General features: G+C 67.4%; 14 protein-coding genes. 6 read left to right on the top strand and 8 right to left on the bottom strand.

Going from position 1 to position 15,135, the window contains the following annotated elements; translation table 11 throughout:
- Window positions 1-14 precede the first annotated feature (14 nt).
- Genes ACIOSR_RS00460 through ACIOSR_RS00445 form a run of 4 tightly spaced genes read left to right on the top strand, consistent with a single transcriptional unit; the run spans window position 15 to window position 4,259 of the window.
- A complete protein-coding gene (locus tag ACIOSR_RS00460) occupies window positions 15-659 on the top strand; it encodes a heme-copper oxidase subunit III (protein ID WP_082460212.1) in 645 nt (214 codons plus the stop codon).
- A gap of 21 nt (window positions 660-680) precedes the next feature.
- Complete coding sequence (locus ACIOSR_RS00455) at window positions 681-1,496, top strand: c-type cytochrome (RefSeq protein WP_056045057.1); 816 nt, start codon at window positions 681-683, stop codon at window positions 1,494-1,496.
- A gap of 37 nt (window positions 1,497-1,533) precedes the next feature.
- Complete coding sequence (locus ACIOSR_RS00450; protein WP_402751588.1) at window positions 1,534-2,601, top strand: Rieske 2Fe-2S domain-containing protein; 1,068 nt, start codon at window positions 1,534-1,536, stop codon at window positions 2,599-2,601.
- Window positions 2,602-2,648: 47 nt separating this feature from the next.
- Window positions 2,649-4,259, top strand: a complete 1,611-nt coding sequence (locus tag ACIOSR_RS00445) for a cytochrome bc complex cytochrome b subunit (protein WP_043595069.1) — start codon at window positions 2,649-2,651, stop codon at window positions 4,257-4,259.
- Between the two features lie 1,426 nt (window positions 4,260-5,685).
- On the opposite strand, the gene ACIOSR_RS00440 is transcribed toward ACIOSR_RS00445, so the two are convergent.
- From ACIOSR_RS00440 to ACIOSR_RS00420, 5 genes are all read right to left on the bottom strand, one after another.
- On the bottom strand, window positions 5,686-6,102 hold the full coding sequence (locus tag ACIOSR_RS00440) for a cytochrome c oxidase subunit 4 (protein ID WP_054146161.1): 417 nt from the start codon (window positions 6,100-6,102) through the stop codon (window positions 5,686-5,688).
- A 5-nt stretch (window positions 6,103-6,107) separates the two neighbouring features.
- Window positions 6,108-7,853: a cytochrome c oxidase subunit I gene (gene ctaD / locus ACIOSR_RS00435; RefSeq protein WP_082460211.1), complete on the bottom strand. Its 1,746-nt coding sequence runs from the start codon at window positions 7,851-7,853 to the stop codon at window positions 6,108-6,110.
- 11 nt (window positions 7,854-7,864) lie between these two features.
- Window positions 7,865-8,722 (bottom strand): cytochrome c oxidase subunit II, encoded by an 858-nt coding sequence (gene coxB, locus ACIOSR_RS00430; RefSeq protein ID WP_159826700.1) that lies wholly within the window; start codon window positions 8,720-8,722, stop codon window positions 7,865-7,867.
- A gap of 282 nt (window positions 8,723-9,004) precedes the next feature.
- Complete coding sequence (gene erpA, locus ACIOSR_RS00425; RefSeq protein ID WP_043594936.1) at window positions 9,005-9,367, bottom strand: iron-sulfur cluster insertion protein ErpA; 363 nt, start codon at window positions 9,365-9,367, stop codon at window positions 9,005-9,007.
- A 131-nt stretch (window positions 9,368-9,498) separates the two neighbouring features.
- Window positions 9,499-10,914, bottom strand: a complete 1,416-nt coding sequence (locus ACIOSR_RS00420; protein WP_402751587.1) for a dipeptidase — start codon at window positions 10,912-10,914, stop codon at window positions 9,499-9,501.
- A 41-nt stretch (window positions 10,915-10,955) separates the two neighbouring features.
- Between ACIOSR_RS00420 and ACIOSR_RS00415 the strand changes: the two genes are divergently transcribed.
- A complete protein-coding gene (locus tag ACIOSR_RS00415; protein WP_173150821.1) occupies window positions 10,956-11,534 on the top strand; it encodes a DUF3043 domain-containing protein in 579 nt (192 codons plus the stop codon).
- A gap of 87 nt (window positions 11,535-11,621) precedes the next feature.
- Here the strand turns inward: ACIOSR_RS00415 and ACIOSR_RS00410 are convergent, their stop codons facing one another.
- From ACIOSR_RS00410 to hisD, 3 genes are all read right to left on the bottom strand, one after another.
- Entirely contained in the window at window positions 11,622-12,674 is a 1,053-nt protein-coding gene (locus ACIOSR_RS00410; RefSeq protein ID WP_402751586.1) for a quinone-dependent dihydroorotate dehydrogenase, read from the bottom strand.
- Entirely contained in the window at window positions 12,671-13,153 is a 483-nt protein-coding gene (gene nrdR / locus ACIOSR_RS00405; protein ID WP_402751585.1) for a transcriptional regulator NrdR, read from the bottom strand. Before nrdR ends, ACIOSR_RS00410 begins: the two co-directional genes overlap by 4 nt.
- An 83-nt stretch (window positions 13,154-13,236) precedes the next feature.
- Window positions 13,237-14,547, bottom strand: coding sequence for a histidinol dehydrogenase (gene hisD, locus ACIOSR_RS00400; protein WP_402751584.1), 1,311 nt, complete (start codon window positions 14,545-14,547; stop codon window positions 13,237-13,239).
- 33 nt (window positions 14,548-14,580) lie between these two features.
- Between hisD and ACIOSR_RS00395 the strand changes: the two genes are divergently transcribed.
- Window positions 14,581-15,099 (top strand): flavin reductase family protein, encoded by a 519-nt coding sequence (locus ACIOSR_RS00395; protein WP_056045048.1) that lies wholly within the window; start codon window positions 14,581-14,583, stop codon window positions 15,097-15,099.
- The last annotated feature ends 36 nt before the right edge of the window (window positions 15,100-15,135 follow it).

Here is a 15,135-nt window from a genome sequence, read left to right as displayed (position 1 = left end):
ACTTACCAGGCATAATGGACCTCGTGACAAGTACCTCTCTCTCGAGACCTTCTGGCGGCCCCGTCGTCAATCGACCCAGCACGGTTGCCGTGGGCACCATCGTGTGGCTCGGCAGCGAGGTCATGTTCTTCGCCGGCCTCTTCGCGATCTACTTCACGCTCCGCTCGACGTCTCCGGGCCTGTGGGCCGACCAGACGGCGCTGCACAACGTGCCGTTCGCGCTGACCAACACCATCACCCTGGTGCTGTCCTCGGTCGCCTGCCAGTTCGGCGTGTTCGCGGCCGAGCGCATGCAGCCGCACCGTACCGGCCGCCTGTTCCAGGTCGGCCGCTGGGGCATGGTCGAGTGGTTCTTCCTCACCTACGCCATGGGCGCGGTCTTCGTCTGCGGCCAGGTGTTCGAGTACGCGACGCTGATCTCCGAGCACGTCACCCTCAGCTCCAGCGCCTACGGCTCGGCCTTCTACATGACGACCGGCTTCCACGGCGCCCACGTCATCGGTGGCCTCATCGCCTTCCTGCTCACCATCGGTCGTGCCTACGCAGTCAAGAACTTCGGGCACAAAGAGGCCACGACGGCCATCGTCGTGTCGTACTACTGGCACTTCGTCGACGTCGTCTGGATCGGCCTCTTCATCGTCATCTACCTCCTCAAATAGGCATTGGATCGTCTGCACAGCATGTTCTCCAGAACCTCGTCCTCCCGACGCACCAAGAAGGCCGGCCGTCGCGGCCCCGTCGCCACCGCCTCCCTCCTGCTCGTCGGTCTGCTCACCACGGGCGGTGCCTACGCGCTCTTCTCCTCGACCGCCTCGGCAGACGAGAGCAGCGCCACCGCCACGTCGCAGCAGAGCATCGACGAGGGTCAGAAGCTCTTCGCCTCGAACTGTGCGACCTGCCACGGTCTGAGCGCTGCCGGCACCGACAGCGGTCCCAGCCTGATCGGCGTCGGGGCGGCCTCGGTCGACTTCCAGGTCGGCACCGGTCGCATGCCCATGGCCGTGAACGGCCCTCAGGCCGAACAGAAGCCCACGCAGTTCTCGGATGAGCAGGTCGCCGCCATGGCCGCCTACGTCGCCTCCCTCGCCCCGGGTCCGGCCATCCCCGACGAGTCCCTGCTCCAGGCCGACGGCGACACGACCAACGGCGCCGAGCTGTTCCGCATCAACTGCGCCATGTGCCACAACGTGGCCGGTGCGGGTGGCGCACTCACCCAGGGCAAGTTCGCCCCCGCACTCGACGGCGTCACCGCCCACCACATCTACGAGGCCATGCAGACGGGCCCGCAGAACATGCCGGTCTTCAACGACCTCAACCTGTCGCCCCAAGACAAGGCCGACATCATCACGTACCTCAAGTACGTCGAGAACAACCCGTCGCCGGGTGGATTCGAGCTCGGGAGCCTCGGCCCCGTCGCCGAAGGTCTCTTCATCTGGATCTTCGGGCTCGGTGCGATCGTCGCGATCACCATCTGGCTGACCGCCCGGTCGAACTGACCCGCGTTCTCTCCGTACTTCACGAAAGGCAGAATCAATGGCAGAGCACGACGACGAGGCCCCCACGGCGGGCTCGGCTGTCGAGAAGCGCGAGCCTCGACAGGTCTCGGCCGGCACGGCGGTCGTGACGTCCGACGTGTTCCAGAACCCGGGTGAACCGGCCCACCGCGACCGCGTCACCGACATCGACCCCAAGGTCGAGAAGCGTGCGGAGCGCCAGGTCAGCCTGTTCTTCTTCCTGTCGATCGTCGGCAGCATCGCGGCCATCGGCGCGTACGTGGCCTTCCCGATCACGTCGGGTGACTCCGGCTCGGTCCGCCTGAACAACCTGTTCTTGGGCCTCGGGATCGCCCTCGGTCTGTTGTCCGTCGGAATCGGTGCGGTGCACTGGTCCAAGACCCTCATGCCGGCGCGAGAGATCACCGAGATGCGCCACGACACGCGTGGCTCCGAGCCGACGCGTGAGAAGGCCGTCGAGGTCTTCGCACTGGGCAATCACGAGAGCGGCTTCGGTCGTCGTTCGCTGATCCGAAACAGCCTGATCGGCGCTCTCGTCGCGACGCCCCTCCCCGCCGTGGTGCTGTTCCGCGACCTCGCACCTGCGGAAGACCCCAACGCGGTCCTCCGCCACACGCTGTGGGAAGAAGGCATGCATCTCGCCGCCGACCCCTCCGGGACCCGCATCAAGGCGTCGGACGTCACCCTCGGTTCCGTGTTCCACGTCATCCCCGAGAACCTCAACGAATCAGAACACCTGCTCGAAGAGAAAGCCAAAGCGGCCGTCCTTCTCATGCGCCTGAAGCCGGAAGACCTCAACCCGGCCGAGGGACGCGAAGACTGGCAGTACGACGGAATCGTCGCCTACTCGAAGATCTGCACGCACGTCGGGTGCCCCGTGGCCCTCTACGAACAGCAGACACACCACCTGCTCTGCCCCTGCCACCAGTCCACGTTCGACGTGACGAACAACTGCGAAGTCATCTTCGGGCCCGCCAAGCGCCCCCTGCCGCAGCTGCCCATCACTGTCGACGCCGACGGGTACCTCGTCGCGCAGAGCGACTTCCACGAACCTGTGGGCCCGAGCTTCTGGGAGCGCGAAAAGTGATCACCACCACCCCGGCACACGGTGCCGAACCGGCCACGTCCGAGAACATCGGCAAGGCCCCTGCCTTCGCACCGACGAAGACCAACAAATTCCTCGGCGCGACGGCCAACTACATCGACGAGCGCACGAGCATGTCCGGCTTGGTCAAAGAGGTGGGTCGAAAGATCTTCCCTGACCACTGGTCGTTCATGTTGGGCGAGGTCGCTCTCTACTCGTTCGTCGTGATCCTGCTCTCGGGCACGTTCCTCACGTTCTTCTTCCAGCCCTCGATGGCTGAGGTCAACTACAACGGTTCGTACGTTCCGCTCAAGGGCCTCAACATGTCGGCGGCGATGGCCTCGACGCTCGACATCTCGTTCGACATCCGTGGCGGCCTCCTGTTCCGCCAGATCCACCACTGGGCCGCACTGCTGTTCGTGGCCGCGATCATGCTGCACATGCTGCGCGTCTACTTCACCGGCGCATTCCGCAAGCCCCGCGAGATCAACTGGGTCGTGGGCTTCACGCTCTGGATCCTCGCGATGGCCGAGGGCTTCACCGGGTACTCGCTTCCCGACGACCTCCTCTCCGGCAACGGTGCCCGCATCATCGACGGCATGATCAAGGGCATCCCCGTGATCGGCGTCTGGATCTCGTACCTCGTGTTCGGTGGAGAGTTCCCGGGTACCGACATGGTCGGCCGGTTCTACTCGCTGCACATCATGCTGCTCCCCGCACTGTTGATCGCCCTCCTGGGCGTGCACCTGCTGTTGCTCATCATCAACAAGCACACGCAGTTCGCCGGCCCCGGCAAGACGAACCAGAACGTCGTGGGCGTGCCCGTCATGCCCGTGTTCGCGGCGAAGGCCGGTGGATTCTTCTTCATCGTCTTCGGCGTCATCGTGTTGATCGCCTCGCTGTTCACGATCAACCCCATCTGGAACTACGGCCCGTACGACCCCTCCCCCGTGTCGGCAGGTACGCAACCCGACTGGTACATCGGTTTCGCCGACGGCGCCCTCCGTCTCGTTCCTCCGGGCTGGGAGTTCGTCGCCTTCGGTTACACGGTCTCCATGAACATCCTCGTGCCGATCACGGTCCTGGGTCTCTTCATCGTCGTCGTCCTGCTGTACCCGTTCTTCGAGGCCTGGGTGACCGGCGACAAGCGCGAGCACCACATCCTCGACCGGCCTCGCAACGCTCCGACGCGCACCGCGATCGGCGCCGCCGGCATCGTGTTCTACGCCAGCCTCTGGGCAGCGGCGAGCTCCGACATCATGGCGACGCACTTCCACCTGTCGTTGAACTACGTCATCCACGCGTGCCAGGCAGCCCTGATCATCGGGCCCTTCATCGCCTTCTGGGTCACGAAGCGGGTCTGCCTCGCCCTTCAGAAGAAGGACCGTGAGATCGCCCTCCACGGCTACGAGTCGGGACGCATCGTTCGCCTGCCGGGTGGTGAGTACATCGAGGTGCACGAGCAGCTCGACGAGTACGAGCGCTGGCGCTTGCTCGACTTCAACGAGTACGAGCCCCTCATGGTCCGACCGAACGCCAACGGCAAGATCACCGCTCTGCAGCGGGCCCGAGCATCAGCGTCGTCGTTCTTCTTCGAGGACCGCATCGCCCCGGTGAAGCGTTCCGAGATCGAGGCATCGCACCACGACGAAGGACACTGACCTTCGTTAGCCCCTGGGCCCGGTCGCACATCGTGTGCGGCCGGGCCTTCGGCGTTCCCGGGGTGGCGAACGGCAGTTCAGTCGGCCCACGCTCGCGCAGCCGACGAGTCCAACCGTTGGGTGAGATGGGATCTCCGGCGACAACCCTCTGGACGTCATCGGATCGAGTGTCGAGACGCCGCGACAGCATCTCCCTCAGAACCGTCGAGGCTGAGACATCCCGGCCGACCGCACGAGCGGGCCTCCTCCGAAGGATGCTGCGTGGTACGTGACTATGATGACTCCTCCAGTCCTGCACGGAGTTGACACAGTGATCCCGGCCACGGTGATCGGGACATCACCGCGGCCTGCGGCCAGCTTCTCAGCCACGACGACACACCCTCGGTTGAGCGCATATAACGGTCGGCAGTGGCGATCACCGTCCGGACTCTTCCTCGTGTCCTCCCTGTGTCCACTCCACGCGAACCCTAGGATGACTCTGCCTTGCTCGCCCACCACTCGCTCCGGGCGCGAAGGACCGATGTCAGCTCCGTCGAGGGGCGTGCTCACCATCCCCAGCCGGCGACCGCGTGAGTCCGTCACGATCGACCACACAGGCGCTGTCGTCCCCAGCGACAAGGCCCACGTTCCCCGTCAGGACGGCAACCCCCGAGGAAGCCTGTATACGTCCCTGAGCCGCCTCTCCCTGGCCCGGACAGCCGACGATGCATCGGTCGCTTTACGAGATCCAGAGCCACACCCGGCTCGGCGAGAACGTCAACCGTGGTTCGGGCAGCACTCCCCCAGCCTCACTCACGTCGTCCGGAGCCTCAGGGCCATGGCGCCCACCTCCCACTCCTGGCCGCGTCGCCGCGTCTCAGGACCGCGCGTCGACCAGCACCAGGAGCGACCGCAACCCCGGTGGACACCGTGACGACCAAAACCCGGCCCTGCGACCGAACCCAAGCCAGCCGCGTGGAGCAAGGACTCTGGTACCGCCGGTGCCGTCGCCACCGGGACGGACGCATACGGAGCCAGAGTGACAGCACAGGCGCAGGCCCGGGCCAGGCCCAGGCACTGCCACGGTAAGGCTACGGCTACCGGCGCTTGTCCACCCGCGCTCGGCACCGACCAGCGGCAATTGGCCGAAGGCAGCGGCCAGCGGCCCATAGAGGCAGCAACCCATGGCCCGTAGCCAGCGGCAGCGGCTCGTGGGCAGCGGCCAGCGGACGGCGGACAGCGGCTGACGCATGGCTCAAACGATCACCAAACTGGTCGTCTGGGCCGGCCCAGGGCGTCCTGTCCCGCACGTGGGAACGAGAGGCCCAGTGGCCACTCATCAGTTCAGATCTGCAGTCCTCGCCTCTGGCCACAACACCCGTGGCGAACACGACGAAGGGCGCCGGCCCGAAGACCGACGCCCTTCACACTCGAGGGAGCAGTGATGTCAGTGTGCGAAGTTTCCGCGGTAGTACTCGTAGACCCAGCCGACCAAGGCAACGGCCGTCAGGGCCGCACCGATGTAGATGATCCACATGCCGACGGCCAGCGCCAGGAAGATCAGGCTGCAACCGGCGGCCAAGATGATGGGCCACCAAGACCAGGGGCTGAAGAAGCCCATCTCGGGGTCACCGTCGTCGATGTTGGCGTCCAGACGGTCCTCGGGAAGCTCGCCTCCCTGGGTCGCGTGCGAGCGACCCATGTAGAACGCCAGGAATGCTCCGAGCATGCCGGCCAGACCGATGCCGAGCGTACCGGCCCATTCGACCTGACCGGTGTCGAGGAGGCTCCAGAGCACGTAGACCGCACACATGAGGAAGAAGAAGATCGCGAGGATCCAGAACAGCGTCGCGTTGGTCTTCATCAGGTCTACTTCACTTTCTCGCTGGACGCGTCGTACGTGGGGGCGTCAGGGGCATCCTTCACCGGCCCGATGCCGACGGGCAGTCCGGCCTCTGGGTGGTTGAGGTCGAATGCCGGCGACTCCGAACGGATGCGCGGGATCGACGTGAAGTTGTGTCGCGGCGGCGGGCACGAGGTGGCCCACTCGAGCGAGCGAGAGTAACCCCAGGGATCGTTGACCTCGACCTTGGGCGCACGCCGAGCCGTGATGTAGACGTTGTAGAGGAACGGCAGGATCGAGACACCGAGCAACATGGCACCGATGGTCGAGAGCTGGTTCATCCACGTGAAGTGGTCTTCGGGCTGGTAGGTGGCGTAGCGACGGGGCATGCCCATCACGCCGAGCCAGTGCTGCACGAGGAACGTGGTGTGGAAGCCGACGAACAGCATCCAGAAGTGGATCTTGCCGAGACGCTCGTTGAGCATCTTGCCGGTCCACTTCGGCCACCAGAAGTAGAACCCGGAGAACATCGCGAAGACGACGGTACCGAAGACCACGTAGTGGAAGTGAGCCACGACGAAGTACGTGTCGGACACGTGGAAGTCGAGCGGGGGCGAGGCCAGGATGACGCCGGTGAGACCACCGAAGGTGAACGTGATGAGGAATCCGATGGCCCAGAGCATGGGCGTCTCGAACGTCACCGAACCGCGCCACATGGTGCCGATCCAGTTGAAGATCTTTACGCCGGTGGGCACCGCGATGAGCATGGTCATCAGCGAGAAGAAGGGCAGCAGGACCGAGCCGGTCACGTACATGTGGTGGGCCCACACGGTGACGGACAGGGCGGCGATCGAGATGGTGGCGTAGACGAGCGTCTTGTACCCGAAGATCGGCTTGCGGCTGAAGACCGGGAACACCTCGGACACGATGCCGAAGAACGGTAGGGCGATGATGTAGACCTCCGGGTGACCGAAGAACCAGAACAGGTGCTGCCAGAGGATGGCGCCACCGTTCGCGGGGTTGAAGACCTGGGCGTCGAAGACGCGGTCGAACCCGAGGCCGAAGAGTGCGGCCGCCAGCACGGGGAACGCCATGATCACCAAGATGGAGGTGATGAGGGTGTTCCAGGTGAAGATCGGCATGCGCCACATCGTCATGCCCGGAGCACGCATCGAGACGATGGTCGTGATGAAGTTCACCGAACCGAGGATCGTGCTGAAGCCGGTGAGGCCGAGGCCGAAGACCCACAGGTTGCCGCCGAGCCCTGGCGAGAACGTCGTGTCACTCAGCGGTGCGTAGGCGAACCAGCCGAACGATGCAGCACCCTGCGGGGTGAGGAAGCCGGCGACGGCGATGATCGAGCCGAACGAGTACAGCCAGAACGCGAAGCCGTTCAGACGGGGGAAGGCGACGTCCGGTGCACCGATCTGCAGCGGCATGAGCACGTTGGCGAATCCCGAGAAGAGCGGGGTCGCGAACATGAGCAACATGATCGTGCCGTGCATGGTGAAGAGCTGGTTGTACTGCTCTTTCGTGGCCACGATCTCGAGGCCCGGTGCGAAGAGCTGGGCACGGATGATGAGCGCCATCACCCCGCCGAGGCAGAAGAAGAGGAACGACGTGATCAGGTACATGTACCCGATCGTCTTGTGGTCGGTCGACGTGATCCAGTTGACGACGACGTTGCCCTTGCGGCCGACCTTCGTGGCGCCGAAGTTCTGACCGGACGAGGTCCCGCCGGTGGTGGGACGGGTGGCGGTGGCTGAGCTCATCGAACCGTGCCTTACTTCTCGGAGTCTTCGGTGCCGGCGGCGTTGGCGGGAGCCTCGGTGCCGGGCTGGTTGGTGTTGGTGTTGTACTGGTCGCCCAGCAGGCCGGTGTTTCCCTCGGCATCGAGCGTCTGGATGTACTGGTCGTACTCGGACTGCGACACGACCTTGACGTTGAACAGCATCAACGAGTGGTACTCGCCGCACAGCTCGGCGCACTTGCCGCTGAACGTGCCCTCTTTCTCGGGCGTGAAGTACATCGAGTTGGTCTTGCCGGGGATCGTGTCCTTCTTGTAGAGGAAGTCGATGATCCAGAAGGAGTGAGCCACGTCGCGGGACTTGAGGTCGATCTGCACCGTCTTGCCGACGGGGAGGTAGAGCTCGGGGAGCTGACTCTCGTCGATCGTGCCGTCACCCAGTTCTTGCGCCTGGATGCCCTGGTAGTAGACGCTCTCGTCTTCGTTCTGCTGGTCGATGTAGTTGAAGTCCCACGCCCAGCGCTTGGCGTAGACGTCGATCTTGACGTCGGGGCTCGCGGTGGGTGCCTCGATGGCGGCCTGGTCGCGGGCCGTGAAGGCGAAGAAGCCCAGCACGAGGATCAGGGGGACGACGGTGTAGAAGATCTCGATCGGCATGTTGTAGCGAAGCTGGACCGGGAGGCCGGTCTGGCCCTTGCGACGCCGGTAAGCGACGCAGACCCAGATGATCAGGCCCCACACGATCACGCCGACGATCAGCAGGACGATCCACGAGGTGACCCAGAGTCCGATCACACGGTCCACGTGGTTGGTCGTGCCCGCGGTGGTGGGCAGCCACCCCTGGAGCTGGTCGGTGGTGCACCCCGCTAGCACGAGAGCCAGGACGACTGCCATGGGGGCGGCAGCCCAACGAAGACGGCGGTTAGAACGCACTGTTACCTCTCGGATGACACGACAGTGGGGGTGTTCCCAGTGTTGACGGGGACCTGCCTAGCTTACTCGCAGGTTCGCCTCCCCAACGCACGGCACGCGCCGGAAGCCTCTCGACGTCGAGCGAGAACCGTCGTGGTACGACCGAGGGGACCACCCTGTCGGATGGTCCCCTCGGTGACGCCGGCTCCCCCACGACGGACGGCCCGGAGTCGTCCTTCGACGACCGGAGCAGCCCCTCGACGATCAGTGGAAGCTGTCGCCGCAGGCGCAGCTGCCCTGTGCGTTGGGGTTGTCGATGGTGAATCCCTGCTTCTGGATGGTGTCCTCGAAGTCGATGGCTGCGCCGTCGAGGTAAGGGACACTCATCTTGTCGACGATGACCTCGACGCCGTCGAAGTCGACGGTGGCGTCCCCGTCGAGCATGCGCTCGTCGAAGTAGAGCTGGTAGATGAGCCCCGAGCAGCCACCGGGCTGGACGGCCACGCGAAGGCGGAGGTCGTCGCGCCCCTCTTGCGTGAGCAGGCTCTTCACCTTGTCCGCGGCGGTGGACGTGATCGTCACGCCGTGCGCCTTCGCGTCGACGGGAGCGGTTGCGATGTCGGTCATGGTGCCTCCTTCGGGCCGGGTCGAGTGCGGGGCACTCGTCGTCGACCAGTGTAAGCAAGCGAAGCCTCGTTTTGTTCCGGACCCGCGCCTCCCCGGGTGTCGCCGGTGGTGGGGAGGCGCGGGCGGACCGGTCAGCCCCTCGCGTCGAGGCGCGCCAACAGGATCGCCTCGCTGAGGACGGCCCGGTGGAGGACTCCGAGGTGCTGGGACTCGTTCGGGCTGTGCGCTCGGGTGTCGGGGTCCTCGACGCCGGTCACGAGGATCTGGGCTTCGGGGAACGTGCGCACGAGGTCGGCTATGAACGGGATCGACCCGCCGATGCCCGTCTGGACCGGGGCCTCGCCCCACCCCTCGGTCATCGCGACGGTCGCGTCGGCGATCGCCGTGCCCGTGGTGTCCACCAGGAAGGGGTCGCCCCGGTCGACGTCGTCGATCTGGACGTGGGCGCCGAACGGTGCGTGCGCGCGCAGGTGCGCGTCCAGGGCGGCGTAGGCGTCCTCGGCGGTCTGCCCGGGAGCGATGCGGGCGCTGATGCGGACGGACACCTCGGGACTCAGGGTGTTCGACGCGTTGGCGACCGACGGAGCGTCGATGCCCGTCACGGTGATCGACGGTTGCGACCACACCCGGCTCAGGATCGGACCCCGACCGATGGGGGTCACCCCCTCGAGCAGGCCGCTCTCGTCGCGCAGCTGCTGCTCGCTCTGCTCCGGGTGGTCGGCCTCGCGGCTCGTCAGCCCGGCGACCGCGACGCTGCCCTCGTCGTCGTGCAGGGTCGCGAGGAGCTTGACCATGGCCAGCATGGCGTCGGGGACGGCGCCGCCGAGCATGCCCGAGTGGGAGGCGTGGGCCAAGGTGCGGACGGTCAGGCGGAAGGTCACGTTGCCGCGCAGGCCCACGGTGATGGCGGGGACGGTCGTGCTCCAGTTGTCGGAGTCGGCGACGACGATGACGTCGGCACGGAGCTCGTCTTCGTGCTGCACGAGGAAGTCGGCGAAGGAGCGGGAACCGAACTCCTCCTCGCCCTCGATGAACAACGAGACGCCGACACCGAGGTCGTCTCCGAGCACCTCGTGCACCGCGCGCAGCGCCGCGACGTGCGTCATCACGCCGGCCTTGTCGTCGGACGCCCCACGCCCGTACAGCCGGTCGCCCTTCACGGTCGGTTCGAACGGAGGGGTGTCCCAGTCGGCGTCGTCGCCCTGCGGCTGCACGTCGTGGTGGGCGTACAGGAGGACGGTCGGCTTGCCCTCGCGGGCCGGGCGTCGGGCGAGCACGGCGGGCTGGCCGAGGGGGCCGCCCTCGCCGATCGGCGCCCGGCTCACGGTCACCTCGTCGAAGAGGCCCGTCCCCTCGACCAGGGCGGCCACGGCCTCGGCACTACGTCTCACGTGCTCGGGGTCGAAGGCGTCCCACGAGACGGAAGGGATGCGCACGAGGGCACCCAGGTCGGCGATCGTCGCGGGCAGACCCGCGTGCACGGCCTCCGCGAGTTCGCTGACAGTACGGGGATCGGTCGGTCGGACGGGATGCTGCGAGTCGCTCATGCAGGTAATCTTAGGAACTCGGACAACCCTGAGGATCTCCCGTGGCCAAGCCAGACAGCAAGACGACCGAGACGACCGCCGTCGCCGAGCCCGAGTCGACCGCGGTCGGCAAGGGTCGCCCGACGCCCACGCGACGCGAGCGCGAAGCCGCCAACCAGAGGCCCCTGGTGGCCTCGGGCAAAGAAGCCCAGAAGGCCCAGCGTGCCCGTCTCGCCGAACAGCGTGACCGCGCCCGCGTCGGCTTGGCGAACGGCGAGGAGCGCTTCCTGCCCGACCGCGACAAGGGGCCGCAGCGCCGCTTCATCCGCGACCACGTCGACGCCCGCTACAGCGTCGGCGAGGCCATGATCCCCATCATGGTCGTCGTCATCGCGATGACGCTCGTGCAGTCTGCGGCCATCCAGTCGATCACCCTGCTCGTGCTGTGGGGATTCTTCGCCCTCGCCGTCGTCGACTGCCTGATCGTCGGCCGGAGCGTCAACCGCAAGCTGGCTGCCAAGTATGGCGCGGAGAACGTCCGGAAGGGCAACCGCTGGTACGCGGCGATGCGGGCGATGCAGCTCAAGCCCATGCGCCTGCCGAAGCCGCAGGTCAAGCGCGGCGAGTACCCGACCGCGTAGCCGACGCGGCTCCCCGTACGACGAACGGCGTCACCCCCGGGGGGTGGCGCCGTTTCGCATTCTCGACCTCGCCGACCGCGTGGTTCGTCAGGTGGCGCGTCGACGCCGATCCAGGGCGACGAGCCCCCGGTTGACCTGTCGTGCCCAGAGGGGCCCTCGGTAGAGGAACGCCGTGTAGCCCTGCACGAGCGTGGCCCCGGCCCGGAGCCTCGCGTCGACGTCGGCGGCGCTCGAGACCCCACCGACCGAGATGACGCACATGCCGCTCGGGACGGACTCACGGACCAGCTTGAGGACCTCCAACGACCGGACGGCGAGCGGGGCACCCGACAGACCGCCGGCTCCGGCGGCCTCGACGACCGCCCCCTCGGTGGCGAGGCCTTCCCTGGACACCGTCGTGTTGGTCGCGATGACGCCCGCGAGGCCGAGCTCGGTGACGAGGGCACCGATCCGACGAACGCCGTCGTCGTCGAGGTCGGGAGCTATCTTGACCAACACCGGAGTGTGCCCGGCGGCGTCGCGCACGGCCTCGAGGAGTGGAGCGAGCCTCTCGAGCTCTTGCAACCCGCGGAGCCCCGGGGTGTTCGGCGAGCTGACGTTCACGGCGAGGTAGTCCGCCAGAGGAGCCAGGAGGCGCGTGCTGGCCAGGTAGTCGTCGATCGCGTCGTCGACGTCGACGACGCGGCTCTTCCCGATGTTGACGCCGATCACCGGCCGCGACGGAGCCGACCGAGCCCGGCTGAGTTCGAGGGCCGCCGCGTGGGCCCCGGAGTTGTTGAACCCCATGCGGTTCACGACCGCGAGGTCGGGAACGAGTCGGAAGAGACGAGGTCGTTCGTTGCCGGGCTGCGGTCGAGCGGTCACCGTCCCCACCTCGACGTGCCCGAACCCGAGAGCGCCGAGGCCGGCGATGCCCTCGGCGTCCTTGTCGAAACCGGCTGCGACACCGAACGGCGAGGGGAAGTGGAGTCCGAGCGCGTCGACCGCCAGGGACGGGGCCGGGGCCGTGAAGCGCCCGACGAGGCCGGCGAGGCCCAGCTTGGGGATCGCCTTGATGACCCGGAAGGCGAGGTGGTGGGCGTCCTCGGGGTCCATCTTCGCGAAGACGACGTCGAAGAGGACGCGGTACGGGGTCCTCACTCGTCGACCGATCGGGTGGAGAGCGGCCGGGACGCGTGCTCTTCGCGCAGCTGTCCGATCGAGGCCTCGAAGTCCTCGAGCGAGTCGAAGGCCTGGTAGACGCTCGCGAACCGGAGGTAGGCCACCTCGTCGAGGTCGCGGAGCGGAGGGAGGATGGCCAGACCTATGTCGTTCGCCTCGATCTGCGACGCACCGCTCGCCCGGACGGCCTCTTCGACCTTCTGTGCCAGCACGGCGAGATCGCCGTCCGTCACCGGGCGCCCTTGGCAGGCCTTGCGGACACCCGAGATGATCTTGTCGCGACTGAACGGTTCGAGGACGCCGTTGCGCTTCTCGACGTTGAGGCTCGCGGTCTCGGTCGTGCTGAACCGACGACCGCAGTTGGGGCATTGCCTCCGACGTCGGATCGACGTGCCGTCGTCGCTGGTCCGGGAGTCGACGACTCGTGAGTCGGGGTGGCGGCAGAAGGGGCAGAACATGGTGGGGCCAGATTATCGGACGGCGGGCTCGACGTCGGACGCCAGGGCCACCCGAGCACCGGATCGCGGAGGCCCCGCCCGGCTCAGGGGCGCGACAACCGAGCCGCGACGGCCTCGCCGTGGGCGGGCAACAGCTCGGCGTTCGACAACGCCACGAGCCGCTCGGCCACGGCACCCAGGGCCTCGGCGTCGTACCGGACGATCTGCTGTGGTCGGAGGAACGTGAACGCCCCGAGCCCCGACGAGAAGCGCGACTGACCGCTGGTGGGCAGGACGTGGTTCGACCCGGCGAGGTAGTCACCCAGGCTGACGGGCGTGTCGGGCCCCACGAAGATCGCTCCGGCATCGGTGATGTCGGCCAGGACCGCGTCGTCGTCACGGGTCTGGACCTCGAGGTGCTCGGGGCCGTAGGCGTTGCTGAAGGCAGCAGCCTGCCGGAGGTCGTCGACGAGGACCACCGCCGACTGCCGACCCGAGAGGGCCGTCCTGACCCGGGCGGCGCTGAGGGTGCGGGGCACGAGCCTGGTCAGTTCGGCGACGACGGCCTCGGCGAAGGGCGCGGAGTCCGTCACGAGGACGGCCGAGGCCTCCTCGTCGTGCTCGGCCTGGCTGATGAGGTCGACGGCGACCAACGTGGCGTCGGCCGAGTCGTCCGCGATGACGAGGATCTCGGTCGCACCGGCCACGGAATCGATGCCGACACGACCGCGAACGAGTTGCTTCGCGGCGGCGACGAAGTTGTTGCCGGGACCGGTGATGACCTGGACCGGCTCGAGCTCGAGCTCGGGCACGCCGTAGGCGAGCGCGCCGATCGCTCCGGCGCCCCCGATCGCGTAGACCTCGTCGATGCCGAGCAGGCCGGCGGCACCCAGGATGACGGGGTGGACTCCCCCGCCGTGTTCGCGCTGCGCCGGGGAGACGAGGGCGATCGACGACACCCCCGCGACCTGCGCCGGGACGACGTTCATCACCACGCTGGAGGGGTACACGGCCTTGCCGCCGGGCACGTACACGCCGGCCCGCGTGACGGGCTGCCACCGCTGCTCGATCGTCGCCCCCGGCGCCGGGCGGGTCGTGGTGGGCGCCGGGACCTGGGCGCGGCTGGCCTGGGTGACGCGCGCGATCGACTCGACCAGCGCCTCCTTGACCAGCGGGTCGAGGGCCGCGACGGCCTCGTCGATGGTCTGCGTCGTGACGCGCAGGGCGTCGGGACGGACGCCGTCGAAGCGCGCGGCCTGGTCCCGCAGTGCGGCGGCGCCCCGCTCGCGGACGTCGTCGACCAGTCGCCGGGCGGCGTCCGTCGCGGCGCCCACGTCGGCGTGGGACCGGGGGACGAGGTCGAGCAGCTGGGCGTGGGTCGGCGCGAGACCGCGCAGATCTGTGGTCTGGATCATGGCTCGTCCAGCCTAGTCAGTAGGGTCGGGAGCATGACGGACGACAACGCGGCTGCTCCGCGGCCCGACGACTCTCTCGAGGTGTTCAAGGAGGCCTTCCGACGACACGCCGCGGGCGTGGCCATCGTCACGGCGCGTGACGGCGAGGGCACACCGGTCGGGTTCACGGCGACGTCGCTGGCGTCGCTGGCCGCCGTGCCGCCCCTCGCGACGTTCAACATGGCCAGGACGGCGAGCTCGTGGCCCGCCGTCTCGGAGACGGACCAGGTCATCGTGCACCTGCTCGGCCTGCGCAACCGCGACCTCGCCCGCCGCATGGCGGGACCCGCCGCCGAACGCTTCGCGGGCGACCACTGGACCGACGGTCCGAACGGGGTACCTCTGCTCACGGGCGTGACCGCGTGGATGACCGGGACGATCGTCGAGCGGGTGCCCGTCCACGGCAACGCCGTCGTGGTCGTGCGCATCGGAACCGGCGGGGTGGGCGAGGACGACGACGCCCTGCTGTACCACGACCGTCGGTACCTGAGACCGGTCCACCTCGAGGACTGACGCCGAACGGGTGCCGGGCGCCGGAACCGGTCGGGG

Origin of the sequence: Frigoribacterium sp. NPDC087798, from assembly GCF_044742985.1 — a bacterium.
Taxonomy (GTDB): Bacteria; Actinomycetota; Actinomycetes; order Actinomycetales; family Microbacteriaceae; genus Frigoribacterium.
Note: the sequence above shows the minus strand (reverse complement) of the source record. Positions and strands in the feature narration are given on the sequence as shown.

What these genes read in the sequence shown, in the direction of transcription:
- ACIOSR_RS00460 (WP_082460212.1), top strand. Translation starts at nt 15, where the DNA reads ATGGACCTCGTGACAAGTACCTCTCTCTCGAGACCTTCTGGCGGCCCC.
- ACIOSR_RS00455 (WP_056045057.1), top strand. Translation starts at nt 681, where the DNA reads ATGTTCTCCAGAACCTCGTCCTCCCGACGCACCAAGAAGGCCGGCCGT.
- ACIOSR_RS00450 (WP_402751588.1), top strand. Translation starts at nt 1,534, where the DNA reads ATGGCAGAGCACGACGACGAGGCCCCCACGGCGGGCTCGGCTGTCGAG.
- ACIOSR_RS00440 (WP_054146161.1), bottom strand. Translation starts at nt 6,102, where the DNA reads ATGAAGACCAACGCGACGCTGTTCTGGATCCTCGCGATCTTCTTCTTC.
- ctaD (WP_082460211.1), bottom strand. Translation starts at nt 7,853, where the DNA reads ATGAGCTCAGCCACCGCCACCCGTCCCACCACCGGCGGGACCTCGTCC.
- coxB (WP_159826700.1), bottom strand. Translation starts at nt 8,722, where the DNA reads ATGGCAGTCGTCCTGGCTCTCGTGCTAGCGGGGTGCACCACCGACCAG.
- erpA (WP_043594936.1), bottom strand. Translation starts at nt 9,367, where the DNA reads ATGACCGACATCGCAACCGCTCCCGTCGACGCGAAGGCGCACGGCGTG.
- ACIOSR_RS00420 (WP_402751587.1), bottom strand. Translation starts at nt 10,914, where the DNA reads ATGAGCGACTCGCAGCATCCCGTCCGACCGACCGATCCCCGTACTGTC.
- nrdR (WP_402751585.1), bottom strand. Translation starts at nt 13,153, where the DNA reads ATGTTCTGCCCCTTCTGCCGCCACCCCGACTCACGAGTCGTCGACTCC.
- hisD (WP_402751584.1), bottom strand. Translation starts at nt 14,547, where the DNA reads ATGATCCAGACCACAGATCTGCGCGGTCTCGCGCCGACCCACGCCCAG.
- ACIOSR_RS00395 (WP_056045048.1), top strand. Translation starts at nt 14,581, where the DNA reads ATGACGGACGACAACGCGGCTGCTCCGCGGCCCGACGACTCTCTCGAG.